12 protein-coding genes are annotated in these 20585 nt (G+C 29.6%); 1 reads left to right on the top strand and 11 read right to left on the bottom strand.

Annotated elements, in window-relative coordinates:
* Positions 1-27: 27 nt before the first annotated feature.
* From L8X50_RS01815 to ileS, 8 genes are all read right to left on the bottom strand, one after another.
* Positions 28-2226, bottom strand: coding sequence for an endonuclease MutS2 (locus L8X50_RS01815; RefSeq protein ID WP_263660241.1), 2199 nt, complete (start codon positions 2224-2226; stop codon positions 28-30).
* Positions 2226-2573, bottom strand: a complete 348-nt coding sequence (locus L8X50_RS01810) for a hypothetical protein (RefSeq protein ID WP_263660240.1) — start codon at positions 2571-2573, stop codon at positions 2226-2228. The genes L8X50_RS01815 and L8X50_RS01810 overlap by 1 nt, the downstream gene beginning before the upstream one ends.
* The gene (gene murC / locus L8X50_RS01805; protein ID WP_263660239.1) at positions 2566-3858 is read right to left on the bottom strand and encodes a UDP-N-acetylmuramate--L-alanine ligase; all 1293 of its coding nucleotides are present in this window, start codon (positions 3856-3858) and stop codon (positions 2566-2568) included. Before murC ends, L8X50_RS01810 begins: the two co-directional genes overlap by 8 nt.
* Before the next feature lie 697 nt (positions 3859-4555).
* The gene (locus L8X50_RS01800) at positions 4556-5344 is read right to left on the bottom strand and encodes a carbon-nitrogen hydrolase family protein (protein WP_263660238.1); all 789 of its coding nucleotides are present in this window, start codon (positions 5342-5344) and stop codon (positions 4556-4558) included.
* Complete coding sequence (gene xseB, locus L8X50_RS01795) at positions 5337-5510, bottom strand: exodeoxyribonuclease VII small subunit (protein WP_039628709.1); 174 nt, start codon at positions 5508-5510, stop codon at positions 5337-5339. Before xseB ends, L8X50_RS01800 begins: the two co-directional genes overlap by 8 nt.
* Positions 5510-6961 (bottom strand): IMP dehydrogenase, encoded by a 1452-nt coding sequence (gene guaB / locus L8X50_RS01790; RefSeq protein WP_263659655.1) that lies wholly within the window; start codon positions 6959-6961, stop codon positions 5510-5512. Before guaB ends, xseB begins: the two co-directional genes overlap by 1 nt.
* A 10-nt stretch (positions 6962-6971) precedes the next feature.
* On the bottom strand, positions 6972-8336 hold the full coding sequence (gene gatA / locus L8X50_RS01785) for an Asp-tRNA(Asn)/Glu-tRNA(Gln) amidotransferase subunit GatA (RefSeq protein WP_263659656.1): 1365 nt from the start codon (positions 8334-8336) through the stop codon (positions 6972-6974).
* A 99-nt stretch (positions 8337-8435) separates the two neighbouring features.
* The gene (gene ileS / locus L8X50_RS01780; RefSeq protein WP_263659657.1) at positions 8436-11201 is read right to left on the bottom strand and encodes an isoleucine--tRNA ligase; all 2766 of its coding nucleotides are present in this window, start codon (positions 11199-11201) and stop codon (positions 8436-8438) included.
* Positions 11202-11301: 100 nt separating this feature from the next.
* Here ileS and L8X50_RS01775 point away from each other — a divergent pair, with 100 nt between their 5' ends.
* A complete protein-coding gene (locus L8X50_RS01775) occupies positions 11302-12393 on the top strand; it encodes a CinA family protein (RefSeq protein ID WP_263659658.1) in 1092 nt (363 codons plus the stop codon).
* 17 nt (positions 12394-12410) lie between these two features.
* On the opposite strand, the gene L8X50_RS01770 is transcribed toward L8X50_RS01775, so the two are convergent.
* From L8X50_RS01770 to L8X50_RS01760, 3 genes are all read right to left on the bottom strand, one after another.
* A complete protein-coding gene (locus tag L8X50_RS01770; RefSeq protein WP_263660237.1) occupies positions 12411-14327 on the bottom strand; it encodes a ShlB/FhaC/HecB family hemolysin secretion/activation protein in 1917 nt (638 codons plus the stop codon).
* Positions 14328-14447: 120 nt separating this feature from the next.
* Complete coding sequence (locus tag L8X50_RS01765; RefSeq protein ID WP_263660236.1) at positions 14448-17870, bottom strand: filamentous hemagglutinin N-terminal domain-containing protein; 3423 nt, start codon at positions 17868-17870, stop codon at positions 14448-14450.
* A gap of 27 nt (positions 17871-17897) precedes the next feature.
* Positions 17898-20399, bottom strand: coding sequence for a hypothetical protein (locus L8X50_RS01760; RefSeq protein WP_263659661.1), 2502 nt, complete (start codon positions 20397-20399; stop codon positions 17898-17900).
* Between the last annotated feature and the right edge of the window lie 186 nt (positions 20400-20585).

Raw genomic sequence — 20585 nt, 5'->3', positions numbered from 1 at the left:
TGTTTAAAGGTTTTACTATAATTTTACTTAAAGCTTAACCACCTTAGCACCAAAACCACCTTGATTAATCGGAGCATCATTAAAGCTTTTTACACTTTTGTGAGCTTTTAAAAACTCTTTTACCGCAAAAGCTAGTTTTCCTGTGCCTATACCATGATAAACTATCACCTCATCAAAACCCACTATCAAAGCATCAGAGATAAATTTATCTAATCTTTCAAGCGCCTCATCACTTCTTAAGCCGTGTAAATCTAAAGTCATATTCAAAGCACTTGGACGGGTTATATTGACACTTGATTTTACCTTTTGTGTAGGGTTTTGATTGCTTTTTTTAAGAAGCTTTAATGGCACACGCAAACTCAAACCATCGCTTTGAATCATCGCATCGTTTTTTGAAATTGCAGTGATTTTACCTTTGATTTTTTCATATTTAACAAAATCCCCTACTCTAAGCTCTTCATTTTGCTCCATACTTGGTAAAACAATACTTTTTTTAAGTTCATTGGCTTTGTTTAAATTTCTTTGTTTTTCTTTAATATCTTTTAGATTTATCGTTTTTTTAGCTTCTTCTATGGCTTTGTGATATTTAAATTCTAAATTAGAAATAAGCTTTTTAAATTCTTGATCGTTTTTTTCTTTTTGATCTTTGAGTGAAAGTAAAATTTCATCTACTTTGGCTTCTTTTTTCTCAAGTTCTTCATTTTTCTTACGTAAAGAAAGTTCAAGATTGATATTTTTACTTACCATTTCTTCTAAATTTTCTTTATCTTCTCCATAAAGCTTTTTAGCATTTTGCACTAAATTTGCACTTATGCCATATCTTAAAGCCGTTTCAAATGCATAAGATTTGCCTATAGTGCCTTTTAAAAACTCATATTTTGGGCGTGATAATTCCTCATCATACAAAGCAGCGATAAGTTCTACTTGTGAATTTTTAGCCAAAAGCATAGCAAGGCGTTTGTGGTGGGTTGTGATGATGATTTTATTATCTTGTTCTAAAAGCTTAGAAATAAGCTCAGTATATAAACACGCAGCTTCTTCAAAATCTGTTCCAAGCTCTATCTCATCAACCCCTAATAAAACATTTTTCTTACCTAAAAGCTTAGAAAAATGCAACATCCTTCCTGCAAAAGTAGAAATATCATTTTTTACATTTTGTGGATCTTCTAAAATCGCATCAAATTCTTTGAAATTCCCTATTTGGCTTTTTTGTGCGTTAATTTTCATAGGAAGCAAATGCTTTGCGAGTAAAGCTGCACTTAAAATTCCTTTTAAAAGCATAGACTTACCACCTGCATTTACACCCGTGATGATTAAAACTTTTTTGTTAAACTCTATATTAACACTTTTTGCATTTTTTAAAGCCGGATGTGCGAAGTTATATAAGCTTAAATTATTAGAACTATCAGCTAAAACAAACTCATAATCATGTTTTTTAGCCATCAAAACTCTAGCGCTATAATGATCAAATAAATCAAAAGCATTATTGATAAATTTCAAAAACATCAAATTTTTATAAAAAATCAAGCTGATTTTTTTAGCATACTCATAAAAAATTTCTTCTTTAGCATCTTTGATTTCATCTATTTGACTTTGGATTTTTTCTACGCTTAAAGGCACCACATAAAATCCACCGCCACTACTTCTACCTATGATTTTTGCTTTTAAGACATGATTAAACCCACCGCGTAAAAGCAAGGCCTCCATACCATTGATAAGATGGATTTGCGTATCGATCAAATATGCACTAAGATTTTTAGTATAGGTGAGTTTTTTAAACTCAGCTACCAAACTTTCTTTTTTTATCTTTAGAGCTAAATTTAGATTAACAAGTCTTTCATCAACACTTTCTTTAATCTCACCCTTTTCATCAAAATACTCAAAAAGCTCTAAAATAGCCTGTGGAATTTCTATTTTTAAAAGCCATTCTTTTAAACTTTCTTCAAATTTTAAGCCCTTTAAGTATCTAAAATACATACAGATTTTAATAAATTCAAAGCTTTGGCTTAAATGTAAAATTCCTTGCTTGCTAAGATGAGTTAAAGCACCATTTAGCTCTTCTATCATAGGTGGAGGATTAAAATCAATCAGTGAAAGCTCATTGATTCTTTTATAATGAAGCTTGCTATCACCTTGTAAAAAAATTTCTTTATCTCTTGCAAAAAGCCCCCTAAAATCTTCTATATAGCCATCTAAATCTAACTTTTTAAAAAATTGCTCTTGCATTATTTATCTACCTTGCAATCTTTTATATCAAAAACATAGGCTTTAAATTGTTTATTTTTACCATTTGAAATAAAACTTTGCGTTCCATGTTCAAAGTTAAAATACTCTTTAGTGATATTAACATCTTTGCAAATTAGACTTTGTCCTTGTAAGAATGCATTGAGTGTTTCTTTTTTTAAAATACCACTTCTTGTGGCACTTAACTCAAATTTAATCGCAAAGGCAATCATCAAAATCAACACTAAAATCAAAAGATAATTACTAATCTTACCTATTTTTTTACGCAAAAAAATGAAAAAAAGTAAAATCGCAAAAAAAGCTAAGACATATAAAAAAATCTTAAACATACTTGCCCCTAAGCTTTGTGCTTATATCTCCTGCACCAAAACCAACTACCAAGCCATTTTCAATCAACTCATCATCAAGATAAATAGCACTTTCTTCTCTCTTGATTTCTTTTATAAATTTAGCTTTTGGAAAGTATTTTTGCATATTAATCTCTATTTTAGCTTCTCCTGCTGCATACACAGGTAAAATATAAAGCTCATCAACATTTGCTAAAACCTCGCTAAAATACTCTATATTTGCACTTAAACGCGTGTAGCGGTGAGGCTCAAAAATAGCTATGATTTTTTCATATCCAGCTAGCCTTGCATACTCATTTGCTGCTTTAAGTGTTGTTTTGATTTCTGTTGGATGGTGCCCATAATCATCAATCAAAGCCATATTTTCATTTGCAAATAAAATATCAAATCTTTTTTTAATCCCTTGATATTTTAAAAGCTTAGTTTTTAGCTCTTCTGTGCTTATAAATTCACTCGCAGCCAAAATAGCCAAAGCAGCGTCCATCGCCACATGCTCACCCATACCAAAAACGCTAAATTCGCCTAAATCTTTAAGCGTAAAATAGGTTTTTGGCTTAAAATTTTCCACTTTCATATAAATATTTGTGATATCTTTGCTTGGGTAAAGCTTTTTTGCATTATTTAAATTTAAACTTGACAAAAACTCATCTTCAGCATTAATCACTTGAATTTTAGACAAACGCAAAAAGTCTTCATAAGCTTTGTATAATTTTGAAAGATCATTTCCATAATGATCTAAATGTTCTGCTTCAACATTAGTCACTATAGCTAAATAAGGATTTGAGTTCAAAAAAGAACTGTCACTCTCATCAGCTTCAAAAATAAGATTTTCGCTTTCTTTATAAAGCATATTGGTGCCACTTTCTTTCAACACTGCACCAATAATAACAGAAGCTTCTATCAAGCTTGCTAAAATGCTTGAAGTTGTGCTTTTACCATGGGCTCCCGCAACCGCAAAAACTCTTTTGTCTTTTAAAATCATAGGCAGGGCTTCTTTTCTTGAAAGCGTTGTGATGTTTTGTTTTTTTGCACTGATTAATTCCTCATTATCTTCTTTGATAGCAGCTGAATACACCACTAAATCCACATCTTTGACATTGTCTTTATGATGAGGAATTTTTATATTTATACCTTCTTTTTCTAATTCTTTTGTGATTTTACTTTCTTTGATATCAGAACCACTAATCTTAAAGTCTTGTTCTTTTAAAAATCTCGCCAAAGCTGAAATTCCAATACCACCTATACCTATAAAATGAATTTTTTGCATTCTTGCCTCAAATTTTTTGAAAATTTAAGGCAAAATTCTATCATTTGTTTACTAAAAATAAAATATAAACTTTTTAATGAGTATTTATTTTATCCTGATATAAATCACATAGCCACATCAAAATATTTACACAATCTTATATAAATTACTAATACTAAAACTACTTTATATTTAATTTAGTATTAATATAACAATATTAAAATAAAAATATTAAGTTTAAATTAATTTAAAAAAATAAAATTGCAAAATATTTTATAAATAAATAAGGAGTAAAATTTGATCAATCCACTAAAAGTTTTTAGCACTATAAATCTAGTGTGGCTTATAAGACATTATGTGTTTGCAGCATGTATTTTTTTATTTTACCACTCCACTATCTAGCAGCATTTCATTTTTTATTATGTTAGGAATTAATTTTTATTATTTCCTTTTGCATGTTTTGTATGGAAAGAACTAAAAAATATACTGCTTGGAGATAATGTATTTTTTATCAATACTCTTTTTTTAATCATTGCAAAAATAGTTATAAAATTTTTATTATTTATGCTTGTCTTGCCAATTGGAATAATAGGATTTTCAATTCTTTGGTTTATAGTTAATAAACAAAATAGTTAAATCCAAATTTACTATATTAAATTGTTAATTCTAACAAATTATACTTTATATTAAAAGTATAATTTGTGTTTTAAAATATAAACTATTCTTCATAATTTTTCAAAAGCTTATCAAAGCCCCATAAATTTCTAGCTTCATTTGCCTTACTAACTTCCACTACAAGCATTTCTTCTTGATCGCCAAGTTGCTCTTGCACTTCGCCAAAAGCATTAATAAAAAAGCTATCTCCATAAAATTTCCACTCATTTTCTTGCTTTAAATTACCTATACGATTAACCCTTAAAATGCTTGTTGAGTTTAAAAAGGCTCTTGTTTTTAAAAGTTCTAGCCATCTTTGATTACTTTCAAAGGTGCTAGCTGTGGGAATGATGACTAAGTCTATCTTTTTTTTCATGATCATTTGCCAAAAGATATCAAAATGTGCCTCAAAGCCAAAAAGCAAAGCACATTTTAAGCCCTCATGTGTGAAAGTAAAAAGTTTAAGCTTATCAGCTTTTTTATTGTTAAAAAATTTTTCTTCATTCCAGTGTGCATAAGGCATTAAAATTTGTTGCTCATACACTTTTACATTTTGTGGACCTACTTTTAAGCATAGTTTTTTTAAACCATCATTTTCAACACTTATGAAAGGTGCAATAATATTTAAATCATATTTTTTAGCAAGTTTTATCAAGCTTGCTTTTTTGCTTTGACTTTGTTCTTTGATCATGCTTTTTGGCATAGTTTTTAGCTCACTAAAAAAGCTATTTAAAACATACTCGCCCAAAACCACCAAATTCGCACCACTTTCCTTAGCAGCTTTTAGATAATAATCAAGCCTTGATTCACTCAAAGCCAAAGTGGGAAATTGTAAAGCTACAACACTACTCATCTACTTGCTCGATTTCCAATTTAGCATTTTCAAGCATAGTTCTTGCTTGCTTGATACTTTTTAAACCTTCTTTATAAATTTCTACGCAAGTTTTAAGGTCCAAATCTTTATCATTAAGTTTTTCCAAAGAAAGCTCGGCTTGTTTGATATGATCTTCAAATTCCATTAATTACTCACCTTATAATTTGGTGCTTCAGCAGTGATAGTTACATCATGCACATGGCTTTCTTTTAATCCTGCTGCTGTGATTTCTACAAATTCAGCTCTTTCTTGGAAAGCTTTGATATCTACTGCACCTACATAACCCATAGAAGATCTAAGCCCACCTAAAAGTTGATGTACTACACTTTTTATACTTCCTACATAAGGCACCCTACCTTCAATACCTTCAGGTACAAGTTTATCTTGAGCTGTACCTTCTTGGAAATATCTATCTGAACTACCTTTTTGCATAGCACCTAAGCTTCCCATGCCACGATAACTCTTATATTGTCTTCCTTGATAAGTAAATAACTCACCTGGACTCTCATCAGTTCCTGCCAAAAGTGAACCTATCATCACACTACTTGCTCCTGCTGCGATAGCTTTTGCAATATCGCCTGAGTATTTTATACCCCCATCAGCGATTACTGGCACGCTGTATTTACTCGCTTCTATTGCACATTCATCTATAGCTGAAATTTGAGGTACACCCACACCTGAAACAATGCGTGTGGTGCAAATACTACCAGGTCCTATACCTATCTTAACAGCGTCTGCACCTGCTTCACATAGATCTTTAACCGCTTTAGCACTTGCAACATTTCCTACTATCACATCTACATTAAATTCAGCCTTAATTGCTTTTAATGTATCAATAATCCCTTTAGAATGTCCATGCGCACTATCCATTACTATAACATCAACTTCAGCTTCTACTAAAGCCTTTACGCGATCAAGCTGACCCACACCCACGGCTGCAGCCACTCTTAATCTTCCATAGGCGTCTTTATTTGAATTTGGATATTCTTTGCGTTTTTTCAAATCTTTTATAGTGATTAAACCTTCTAAGCGATTATTTTCATCTACGATTGGAAGTTTTTCTACTTTATTAGTAGAGAAAATCCTTTCTGCATCATCTAAAGTAGAGCCTTTTTTAGCAGTGATTAAAGGCATTTTTGTCATTACATTTTCTACTAAATTATCAAAGTTAGTTTCAAATCTTAAATCGCGATTAGTTAAAATTCCTATTAAAATTTTATTCTCATCTACCACAGGAACGCCTGAAATTCTATATTCAGCCATGAGTTCTAGCGCTTCTTTAACACTTGCTTTAGGCCCTATATAAATAGGATCCATAATCACGCCACTTTCACTTTTTTTAACTCTTTTTATCTCTCTAACTTGTGAAGCTATGTCCATATTTTTATGGATTACCCCTATGCCACCAAGCCTTGCCATTATAATAGCTGCTCTATGTTCAGTAACTGTATCCATAGCAGCTGAAATCAAAGGCATATTTAAGGTGATATTTTTTGTAAGTCTTGTTTTAATATCTACTTCTTTAGGTAAAACCTCAGAATATTGAGGGACTAGTAAAACATCTTCAAAAGTCAAAGCGCGTTTTATGATTTTCATAATTTTTCCTTTATTTGTTTTTGATAATTTCTTCCAAGCTCAAAGCACCATCTAATAAAGTTTGCTCATCATAAGCTTTACATATAAGTTGAGCAGAAATACTAAGTCCATTTTCATTTTTTCCTACTGGCACACTAATGCCACCAAGTCCTGCTAAATTCACTGAAATAGTAAATACATCTTCTAAATACATTTGCACTGGAGTTTTTATATCGTTAAAACCAAAAGCAACGCTTGGAGCAACTGGCATAAAAATCAAATCACAATCGTTTAAAATTTCTTCATATTTTTGCTTGATAAATCTTCTAGCCTTTTGTGCTTTGATGTAGTATGCATCATAATAGCCACTACTTAAAACAAAGGTTCCTAGTAAAATTCTTCTTTTTACTTCCTCACCAAAACCTTCACTTCTGCTATTTACATACATTTGACTAAGATTGTCACATTTTTCACTTCTTCTACCATATCTTACACCATCATAACGGCTTAAATTTGCACTTGCTTCAGCTGCTGCTATGATATAATAAGCCGCAACATCAAATGTAGAATCCATTAAGTCTTTATAAACAATCTCATGGCCATTTGCTTTTAACATATCTATAGTTTTTAATAAGGCTTGTTTTACATCATCATTAGTTTGTTCTATATAGTTTTTAATCACAGCTATTTTTAGCTTTTTATTTGCATTTAGCTTTGGCGTAGTTGGTTCAAAAGCTATGTTTACACTTGTGCTATCTTTTTCATCATAGCCTGCAATAGCATCATATAAAATTGCAGCATCTTCAACATTTTGCGTTAAAACTCCTATTTGATCAAGGCTTGAAGAATACGCTGCTAAACCATACCTGCTAACTCTTCCATAACTTGGCTTAAACCCAACACAACCACAAAAAGCAGCAGGTTGCCTTACTGAACCACCTGTATCTGAACCCAAACTTGCTAAAGCTATCCCTGCAGCAACCGCAGCAGCACTCCCCCCACTACTTCCACCTGGAACTTTAGTATTATCAAGCGGATTTAAAGTCTTACCATAAAAAGAAGTTGCACTTGTACTTCCCATAGCAAACTCATCCATATTACATCTTCCAAATGGAGTAAAATTATTTTTGCGTAAATTTACAATAGCGCTTGCATCATAAGGAGCCACATAGCCTTGTAAAATTTTAGAGCCACAAGTTAATTCCCAATCTTTTACACTAATATTATCTTTTATAGCTACTGGTACGCCAGTACCTGAAGTGCTTAAGTCTTTATTTAAAAACTGCTCTACATAAGCACCTAAATGCTTTTGCTGATGTGCTTTTTCATTTAATTCTTTTTTTAGATTTTCTAATTCTTCATTTGAAAATTTCAAAGCTTCTTTTAAAGTTACCATTATTTATCCTTAAATTTTTTAACCAAATAAAACAAAAAAAGCGTGATAAATAAAAAGCTCAATAAAGTAATCACTACCACGCTAAAAGGTAAAGCTTGCTCAAACATTTTTTGCTTTTTCCACACTATTACATCTTGGACATAAACATTCTTCTTCTTTTGCTAAAAATTTCCAACATCTTGGACACTTGTGCAATAAAGAACGCACGATTTTAAAACTATGATCATCTATTTTAAACTCACTCAAAGCTTCTTTATCATCTAAGCTTTCTATAGAGCTTACCATAAACCAATCAGCTACTTCTTCAATATCTTCACTCAAAAGCTCATTTGCACTTGTTTGCAAGCTTAACTCTAAGGTTGATTTGATGATTTTGTCTTTTTTTAATACATCTACAAGCTCAAAGAATTTTTCTCTTGATTTTATAAATAAATCATCTTCGATTTTATACTCATAATCAAAGCCATTTTTTAATACCAAATCAAACACATCTTTAGCATTTTCTTTAATAGCCACATTTGCATGTTCTAAAGCTTCATCTATAGTGTAAGTTAAACTTGGAGCTAAAAGCGCAAAAAGCTTTCTAGCTATTAGCACCATAGCACTTTGCGCGCTTACTCTCTTTGTATCATCTTTTGCATTACAATACAATCTATCTTTGCACACATCTAAGTAAATTCCACTTAAATCCGCACTTAAGAAATTTAAAAGCACACTAAAGCCTTTTGCAAACTCATATTTTTCAAAAGCAGCTTCACATGCTTCAAAAGCAACTTTTGCACGCATTAAAATCCACTTATCTAAAAGTGTGAAATTTTTTGTTTCTAAAAATTCCATATCATTAGTATTTGCAAGTAAAAATCTTATAGTATTTCTTATCTTTCTATACTGCTCGCTTACTTGTTTTAAGATATTGTCTGAAATTTTTAAGTCCGTTGAATAATCACTAAGCATTATCCAAAGTCTTAAAATTTCTACCCCATAATTTTTAGCTACATTTTGAGGTAAAATCACATTACCCTTAGATTTACTCATTTTTTGACCCTTTTCATCTACGGTAAAGCCATGAGTAAGTATGTTTTTATATGGGGTTTTGTGATTGATCGCGGTAGAAATTAAAAGTGAGCTTTGAAACCATCCACGGTGCTGGTCACTTCCTTCAAGATACATTGAAGCTTGATATTCTCCTGCATCATATCTTGCTGAGTTTAATACTGCTTCCCAAGTGCTACCACTATCAAACCAAACATCTAAAATATCATAAACTTTTTCTAAATTATTTGGATCATATTTGCTATTTGGCGGTAATAAATCTTTTATTTCTAAATCCCACCACGCATCAGCTCCATTTGCTTCAAAAATTCCCACCAAATGATCTAAAACATCATCATCAAAAATCACTTCTTTGGTGTTTTTATCTCTAAAAAATGCGATAGGCACACCCCAATCTCTTTGTCTTGATATACACCAATCAGGGCGATTTTCTATCATAGAACTAAGTCTTTTTATCCCACTTTCTGGGTAAAATTTCACATTATTTAATTGCTCTAGTGCTAGTTCTCTTAAAGATTTTCCATCTAATTTTTTCTCATCCATTAAGATAAACCATTGTTTTGTGGCTCTATAAATAACCGGTTTATGTGTTCTCCAACAAAATGGATAAGAATGTATAAATTTAGAACTCTCAAGTAAAGCTTCGCCAAGCAATTCTAAAATACGCTCATTTGCTTTAAAAATATGAAGTCCTATAAACTCATTTAATAAATGCTCTGGCAAAAGCCCTTTAGCTCTTAGTGTTTCATCATAACACCCACCATCATCTACTGGCATAATCACTTCAATGCCATATTTTAAGCACGCATAATAATCATCCTCACCATGACCTGGTGCAGTATGTACAAGCCCTGTTCCACCTTCCATTAAAACATGATCGCCTAAAATAAGAGTGGATTTTCTTTGATTGAGTGGATTAATAGCACTTAAATTTTCAAATTCAACACCTAAAAGTTCTTTTTGAATTTTTCCTTGAGTGAAGTTTTTATTAATCATATTTTCAAGCAAGGCTTTAGCAAAAATATAACCTTCTTCAGTGATAACATATTTTTCATTTGGATTTAAAGATATAGCTTGATTTGCCGGTAAAGTCCAAGGCGTGGTAGTCCAAATGACTGCTTTAGCTTTTTTTACACCTAGCTTTTCAAGGGAAGTTTTATCAAGCTCAAAAGCTACAAAAATAGAATAATCTTCTTTGTCTTCATACTCTACTTCAGCTTCTGCTAATGCACTCTTAGCAGCCCAACTCCAAAAAACAGGCTTACTTCTTTCTAGCAAAAGTCCTTTTTTAGCGATTTTACATAAAGCTTTGTAAATATCTGCCTCAAAAGCATTTTTCATAGTCAAGTATGGCTCATCCCAATCAGCAATCACACCCAAAGACTTAAATTCATCTCTTTGGATATTTACAAATTCTCTCGCATGCTCTCTACAAAACTCACGAATTTCTTTTTTGCTTAAACTTTGCTTTTTATCTTTAAGTTTAACTTCAACTTGCTGTTCTATCGGTAAACCATGACAATCCCAACCAGGAGTAAAACGCACTTTTTTACCTTGAAAATAATGCATTTTAATGATGATATCTTTTAAAATTTTATTTAAAGCATGGCCAATATGCAAATGTCCATTAGCATAAGGAGGGCCATCATGTAAAGTAAAACTCTCGCTTATTCCTTGTCTTTTTTGTTTCATTTTTTCATAAGCATAGTTGTTTTCAAACCACTTGCTAAAACGCTTAGGCTCAAGCTCTGCTAAATTTGCACGCATTGCAAAAGTCGTATTTGGAAGCAATAGCGTATCTTTATAATCCATATAATCCACCTTGAAAAATTTAAAAATAGTAAATTCTACTTAAAATACTTTTAATTTGCACTTATTTTTTTGTTATAATCGCAATAAAAAAAGGAAAATCATGAAACATCTCATCATCATTATAGGCAATGAAATTATTATTAATGAAAATTATATGCGTTATATACAAGAAGAATACAAAAAGCAGTTTTTAGAACTTCATGAGTTAAAATTTATAAACAAACCTGATAAAGAACTTCCTTTTTTACTTGAAAAACTTTCTAAAGAATATAGCTATATAACCATTTTTAGCATTAGCGAATACTACGCAACCATAGCTAAAATCATAGCAACCTTAAATGATGATGTTTTAATCTTAGAAAATGATACCCTAGTACCTTCAAAAGCTTTGCGTGAAAAAAATTCCTTTTTAAGTTCTTTTGAGCAATGCCATATTAATTTATTAAACATAAATATAGAGCAAAAATTGCCTTTGATTTTGCAAAATCCTGAACTTGACTATGCGTATTTTTGTCTTTTAGATATAGATGAAATGAGTGCAAATATCTTACTTAGCACACTTACTACTTCTTTTGAAATTCAAACTTGCTCAAGTGCATTATTAGATAATCTCATTTGCATTAGAGCAAGCGCTAGTCAATATGGAAAACTAGAAGGCTTTTTAAAAGGGGTTTTCAAACTTTTTGCAGGAAAAGTATTTTTAGGAAACGATCCTATTAAATTTATAGCCAAAAAACTTTTAGAAAAAAACTTAAAAATTTCCTTTGCAGAAAGTTGTACTGCAGGACTTTGTGCTTCAAAATTTGCTGAAAATTCAGGAATTTCTAATGTGTTTGAGGGTTCTTTGATCACTTATTCTAATCGTTTAAAAAATTCTTGGCTTGGGGTGAGCAATGATACTTTAGAAAGTGTTGGGGAATATTCTGATCGTTGTATTTATTTTATGTTAAAAGGGGTTTTTAAAACCACAAATTGTGATTTTGCTTTAGCGCTTAGTGGGGTAGCTGGAGAAGAGAATGATAAAAACACCAAAGCAGGTACCATCTACATAGGAACTATGTATAAAGATGGAACCTTTTTACAAGAATGCATTCATATACAAGGCAATAGAAACTATACAAGAGAGCAAGCTAGTTTGGCTGCATATTGTTTAATGCTTAGATTAAAACCTGAAATTTTCTTTGGTGTTTAATTATAAAAGCGGTGTAGTTAAAAATACACCCCTCCACTTAAATACAATTTCATTCTATGTTCATCATCATATTTATACTGATGAACTGCTCTTGCTGCATCAAGCTTTATATAATACTCATTAGCTTTATTATAAAGTATTTGTAAGCCTACTGCATCTAAAAAATGCTCATCTGCTAATCTATCCCCTGAAGCTTTTTCATACCAAGCATAACCTACATCATAAAAGGGAGTAAAATAAAAATTAGTATTTGGTATATTTATTCTTATACCAAAGTTAGCCACTATGGTATTATCTCCATCACCCTCTCCATTATCATAAGCTCTTACTCCATAAGCTCCACCTAAAGATGAACTTTCAGAAGAATCTAATTCAAAATTCCCTAATACCTTTTGATAATTTATATTTAAAGTATGCGTAATGTATTCATTAATACTATAATAATTATTCAAACTAGCATTGAGTTTTCTAAACCAACCAAAGCCATTACTTTCATTTTTAAAATAATTATCTTCTATAAAAAGTCCATCATCATTAACCTTACCTATACTTATCTTAACACTATAACTTAAAGTATTATTCTCAAAGCCTCTAAATAAACCTTCTAAACCTATACTACCTACATTAGAATTTTTATTTGCTATATATGAAAATGGTGTATAAGCGAAAGCTTTATCATTTAAAGTTTTATGATAAATACTAGAAGTAAAGTATAAAGATGAATTAGTATTAATCCATACAGGATAAGAAAAGTCTATACCTATACTTTTTGAAATTCCACTAAAGCCAACTTCTTGATAATCTCCGCCTAAAGAATAATTTCCTTTTGATACACTTGGAGTAATTTTTAAATTTCCTAAAAAGAAAGTATAACTTGCTCCATAGTTAATTTGTTTTTCATTGCTTGATTGTAAGTAAAAATTATAATAATCTCCCATATTAAATATAGAATTAAATCCCATACTAATACCAGCTCTAATATCCCCTGCACTTTTAATACCATAATTATCAGCATATAATAATACATTAGCCTTAGTATCAGGAACTACTTCTATAACTATATCAGTTTCTCCTACATTCTCTCCTGCTTGTAAGCCTGCTAGGGTTTGAATGCCATACATTTCATTGACTTTATACACACTATCTTCTATTAATTTGGTAGAGATGATTTTACCTTTGATTCTTTCATTAAGCTTACTTTCAATAAAATAATCTTTTATAGTAGTTTTATTCTTTATTATATACTTACCTAATGTTCCCAAAGCTATGTTTATTTGCACACTATCTTCAAATTCTTGTTGGGGTACATAAGCTGTTGCAGCAGGATAGCCATTAACTTGGAAATAATAAGCAATGATATTAGATATATCTTGTAAATCTTGCAAACTAAATTTTCTAGTGCTAAACTCGCTAATGAGTATTTGTAAATCTTCTTCTTTAATACCTAGCTTTTCAAAGCTAGTGTTTTCATTAGTGATAACAAATTTGTATTTGGTTATTACTTGTTTAGTGGTGGTAGTATTAGTTTGATTACTTGAGTTAGTAAAGTTGTTATTAGAATTATTGTTTGTTTGATTATTTATACTAGAGTTAGTGTTAGCTTTGTCATTGTTTGTGTTAGTGTTAGTTTGGTTATTTGGGTTGGTAGTGTTGTTATTAGTTTGATTGTTAGTTTCCTCATTAGTTTTATCTTCTTGATTTAGTTTTTCTTTTAAGGCTTTCTTTTTTTCTTCAAAGTCTTTTTTGGCTTCTTGAGCTTTTTTATAATCATCTTTAGTTTTTAGATTTTCTTTGATAGCTTTGTTTTGAGGGAGGTTTCTATCAGGGGATAATTCTATAACCTTTTCTATATCATTTTTAGCTATGATAATACTTCCATTATTAGCATAGACTAAAGAGCTAATTGCTATAATACAAAGAGAGAGTTTTTTCATGATTTTACCTTAATTTATAATAACACTTGATTTAGATTAATTGTAATTTAAGAATTGATCAATAGTAAATTTCAATAATATCTACAACTATAAATACTAGGATAACCTAGTATTTATATTTTATATATCACTTACTACACAAGGATTCATAGTTTTAAATCCATCATTAACTATGCAAGTTACTGCTCTTTTTCTCGTGACAGCCTTATCTACATCTTTTTCTTTTCTAATTTTTTTTATCACAAGTCCACCATCTGATTTCAAATTATCGCTAGTTGATAAATAAATATTATTTTCTATAAAAGGTAAATCTTTTTTAGATTTTTCTTTTTTCACTGGAGCGCTTGGTTGAAGTTCTGTCCACGGAATTTCTTTTTTCGCGTGTTGCAATGCAAGCTGTGCTAATTTTGGCGTATATATATCTTGCTTAACATCTCCTATTATTTCAAAACCTCCTTTTGAGATAGTATATTCTATTTTATTTTTTATAGGGCTAATATCCAATTGAGAAACAATATCTTTTTGTTGCTGATTTAATTTGCTAATATTTTCTGCCAAAATATTGATTTTTTTGAAATCAATATTTTCACTACTAGCTAAAGCATTATATTCTCTTTCATTTTCTTGAATTTTTGTTTTTATTTCTTGTAGTTGATTTGTTAGTATTATAGATTTATCAAGAAAATCTTTCAAATCTTTCTTTAATAAAGCGAATATAAAATCTTTTTTAGAAATCACATTAGCAGTATTATCTAACAATTTTTCAAAAGTTTCATTTTGATAAATTTTTTCTTTATTAGCACCCTTTAAACCATTTTCTTGATAAGCATCTATAAATTCCAAACTCTGAACTATCTTCAAAGCTTCTTCTTTATTGTTTTCATTATCTTTTAAAAAATACTTAGACACGAAATCAATTTTCTCATCTTCACTCATCTGTTTATAATCTTTTTCTTTAAGCATATCATCTAGCGAGCTAATATAAAATCTATAATATTGACTTGCAATATCATTAATAGCATAATTTTCAATACTACTTTGAAAAGAATCATCTTTGAAAAGCATAGCTTCTTTGTTTAAAATAGCATTTAAATCTAATTCTAAAGCTTCTTTAAGTTCATCTTTTTTCTCATTTAAAGCAAAAGTAAGATAATTATGATTGTCTTTTAAAAATTGCTTACTAGAGTATTCTAACAATTTTTGTTTATATTCTTTATAAGCTTGCGTTTGATCGCTGTATTCTTTTATATCAATAGAAGATTTTTTATCAGGAGAGTGTTTTCCATTTAAAATATCTTTAGGCATCCACACATGGATATTATGATGGCTTTTATCATCTTTATCTTTTCCTCCGATATCAAAATAACCAACTATAGTCTTTTCTTCATTTTTAGGTGCAATTGATTGAATTTGTGATTTTGAATTAAAAAAAGCATATATATCATAAAAATAACTAGGATTGTAAAAACTCACAAAACCAGTTGCTATTGTTGCTCCATTTTTATTATGCCCCGTTCCCTCAGAAATAATATTTTGTATATCATTTAAAATTATGTCGTTGAAATAATTTGAACCAGAATGCGATATAAAACCTGACGCATAGCTAAGTTCAGCTTTGTCTTTGGATATACTTTGAATTGTTTTTATATTATTTAAAGTTATACCAGTAAAATAATTCCCTCCACTAGCACTTGCAGCAAATCCACTAGCAAAAGAATCATCCTGCTCAAAATCATGAGAGCTTTTTAAATAATGATCATATGTTCCTTTGTTATAAGATTGAATCAATCCTATATCATTTAAAGAAATATCTGTAAAGCTATTATAAGTTGGAGTGTTATTTTCTTTATATACATTTATAATCTCTCCGACAAATCCTCCTGATTTAGCACTTGCTTTATCCGTTACTGCACCTATATAACCAATATGATTTAAAAAAATATTATTAAAATCATATCTAGAATTTTGACTCAATGGAGAGGAATAAACAGCTCCACTAAATCCGCCTACTCTTGAAGTTTGTATTCCTTCTGCCTGAATACCGTTTATATTTAAAATTGTAATATTTTTAAATTTACTACTTTGTATTGATGGTAATTCATATTTTTTGCCCTTTTTTATCATAGGTAGAGAATCAATATTAGCTACATCAACAATATCCCCAACAAAACCTCCAACATAAGCATAATCTTTACCATTGCCTATAATTTCATTGATATTTTTTAAAACAATGTCTTCAACTTTAGCATCTTGCTCTATAAGTCCGACAACACCACCTGTATAAAGAATAGAATTTGTCGTATTTGCTTTAACATTACCATTCATATAATCTACATTGAAATTCTTTATATTAGCCCCATTACTTAAATTTCCAAAAATACCAACATAATTTTTATTGTTAGCCTCTATATTAATATTTTTTAAGGTAAATCCTTGGCCATCAAATGTTTTAGTAAAAGGATTTTTATTATCACCAATCATCATAGAAGTACAACCAAGACCATCTATACAATAATTAGCATAGTTTTGCCAATCTTTTCCTTCTTCGCCTTTGCCTTGATTGCCTTTAAAATTTATATTATTAGTAAGTCTATATTCGATATTTTTGCTAAAATCACTTTTATTTTCATTCCATCCTTTAGCAAAATGCCACCAATCCACATCAGAACTTATGCCTATAAATTTATTATTTAAAAATTTTTCATTATTATGCTTTACTTCTATTTTGTTTCCAGTTTCATTTAAAACATTATCATAATCTTGTTGTTCATAATTAAAATCCTTAAACGAAGATGGATTGTAATAATATCCCGTAGCACCTAAATATAAAGAACCTTCATTTTTAGCAGTTATATGCAACTTATCTATATTATTTAAGGTAGCAATATCAGCATGAGTTTCATTCCCAACTAAATATATATTTGTTTTTTTATCTTTATCTAAAGCTGCAATTTGATTAAAAGTTTTATTTTCAATATCAAAAGTTCCATATAATAAAACCTTATTCCCTATAAGTAATACATTATTAGCATTAATATTACCCATATTAACTACATTGCCTGCTTTTTGTGGTTTAAACACTGGTGAAAAAGTTAATCCATCATCAAATTTTTGCATCTTTGTAAACTTTTGTATATCCCCATCACTCATAGACGAAGTCGAAGCCACAAAGCGATTAGCATTGATAGTTCCTGTTTTAGTAATGATTACTCCATTAGGATTGATTAAAAAGACATTATTACCTTTTGCATTTAATACACCTTCTATGGTAGATTTACTTGTCCCATGAGCAATGTTTAGGTAGTTTTTACTATTACCTCCAAAATTTACACTTTCACCTTTACCTATACTAAAACCACCACCCCATTGTATGACTGAATTTGTTCCATGTCCATTAATATTTAAGGTATTGTCATTTGGTTTGTTTATAGTTCCACTAGTCCCGTGAGTAAATTTACCTCCACTAGGTAAAGCCATTAGTGGAGAAAATAGCATTGATACAGTTATGCCTGAGAGTATGATGTGATTTGATAGTTTTTTCATGTTGGCTCCTTTTTGTGTATTATTTTTTTAATTTAAATTCACTACTATGCTTTTTGCATCTTTACTTACACTTAGAGTGTATTTAGCTTTTTGAACTTTTGCTTTAATATTTTTATGTAAGCTTTGATTGTTTTTAGTAATAGTTTCTAATAAGCTTTGTAAGTCTTTTTGATTTAAGTGTTTATTATTTGCATCTACAAAGCCTTTTTCACTTTGCATTAAAATAAAGCTTTTATTTTTTACATTATTGTTTGTATATACATTAATAGAACTATCTTTAGAAAGATTAATCACTTCTTTAGCACTTAAATAAGCTTTAGTATCATCTTTTAAGATAAAGCTATAATGATCAAAGTTATTAATAGTATTTGCTTTTATATTTGTATTTAATATTAAATGATTATTAGTACCACTTTTATGCATTAGAGCTTTTGATACAAAGTTATTATCTTTTTTAGTTTGTAAAAAGCTTCCTGCTAATACTTCTATATTGGTATTGTTAAAAATATTAGTATTACCACTTAAGTATAAAGTATTATTATAGCTTTTATCATTTTCACTATATACTCCAGAAGCGCTTATAAATATAGCTTTGTTGTTTTTATACTCATCTATATTTAAATTATTTATATGAGTATAATTATCATGAGTATTCTTAGCTATACCTGCACTAATTATTATTTCCCCTTCTCTTTTATCAGAAGCTGTACCTAGGGCTAAATTATCAAAGATAAAAGTATTATTAGCACTTTCATTTTTTGCATTAATAATATATACATTAGAACTAGCTGCACTTGAATAATCTTTAATATTTAAAGTATTATCATTAGCATTTTCATTAGCTCTTAAAATGATTTTAGAACCTTTATCTATATTAGAAGCATTGGATAAAGATTGCACCATATTATATTTTATAGTGTTTTTTTCTAAATTATCAGCTTCTATAATAGCAGTTAGGTTTCTACCTGATTTTACATTATCTAAAACTATACTATTAGCATTAGCACTACTTGCATAATATTTACCATCTTCAGACATAACTGCATATAAAAACATAGGAATATCAGAATTAGAATTACTGATATTAATACTATTATTATTTGCTTTAGAACTTAGAGTTTGTGCAGCAATAATATTAATCTTATCATATCTTTTTTTATCTGTTACTCCTTGAGTAATACTTCCTTCTATATTTATACTATTTCTACTAGCTCCTTTAGTAGCTACTCCGCCATAAAGATTGATTTCATCTTTACCGGTAAAATTAAAATTGATTTCAAATGGCTTTTTCAAATTCATATAAATAACATTATCATTAGCCATACCATTATTAGTTATACCTGCATAAAAGTCTAAGAGTGCTTTTACTTCTATATTGGTATTTAATGCTAATAAGGTTTGTAAATCCTTAATAATAATAACATTTCTATATGCATTACCTTCTATAATCCTACCCCCATAAACTGCTCCTACTAAAATAGCATTGTATGCTAATGGAGTATTTTTAGTATCCACTCTTAAATCTAGTTTTAAATCATTAATAATTACACTATTATTGCTTACTTCATAGCTTTGATTGTTATTTACATCTACAAAAGCTCCTCCTAAGTGAGTAGCAGCTGATGTTGAATAAGCTCCACTTGGACCATGGACTAATAAAGAAGCTCCATCTATAATAACCTTATTATTTTTAGCATTGCCATTATAAGTATAAGCTCCCACTACATGAGTCATTCTCTCATCAAAAATATTATCCCCTAAAGTGCTTTGTTTATAAGGGGTAGTATGAAAGTCTATCTTAGAGCCGCTATTTAAAATAACAGTATTGTTATTAGTATTAGCATCAACCCCAAAAGCACCTAAGATATAAGGAGCACCATTTAAAGGTAAGGTATAGGTGTTTTCAACACCCATATCCACATAGGCATCTTTTAAGAAATTTAAAGTATTATTACTTGCTTCACCTTTTCTTGCTATGGCTGGAGTGATTAAAAAATTATATTTATTATCTAAGCCACTAGCTTTAGGATTAATTACCTCTTTATCGGTAGGTTTTAAATAATATACTGAAGATAATTCCCCTGCTTTTAATACTAAGGTATTATTATTTGCTTTTGCATTAAAGGTATAGGCTGAAACTAAAAAAGGTATATAGCTTAATTGATTTAAAGCGGTATTAACCGAACTAAAACTATGAAAACCATTAACTACAAAAATATCTTCTTTAATACTTGGAGTAAGTATATGCTGTCTAAAGGCTAATTTATTTAAATTCAAATGAGCCTTATCTTTAGGATTATCATAAATTAAAGTAATATTTGAAAGGTTTTTATTGCTAGCCATTTGACCATAGAAGTTTTTACCACTTAAGAGTTTATATGTGTCAAGATTATAATCATAAACATCATTATTATTAAATTTGTGCTGTTTAATAATATAAGCATTAGAAGTTTTATCATAATTTGCCTGGGTGGCAGCTTCTAAAGAGTTTAAGGAAAATATAGTGAGTAAGAAAAATTTTAATATCATGCAATATTTTCTCAAAATATGACTGAACAATATCCCCCCCCCCTAAGGTTTAAATTAAAAAATAATCTTTTCATGGTATTTAAAATACCTCCTAGAAATTTTATATTTTCATAAAAAAGTTATACTACTGCTATGCATATAAATTTAAGCTTAAATTAAGAATAAGATATAAAATATCTCATTTTG

This window comes from Campylobacter sp. CNRCH_2013_0898h, from assembly GCF_025772965.1.
Taxonomy (GTDB): Bacteria; Campylobacterota; Campylobacteria; order Campylobacterales; family Campylobacteraceae; genus Campylobacter_D; species Campylobacter_D lari_D.
Note: the sequence above shows the minus strand (reverse complement) of the source record. Positions and strands in the feature narration are given on the sequence as shown.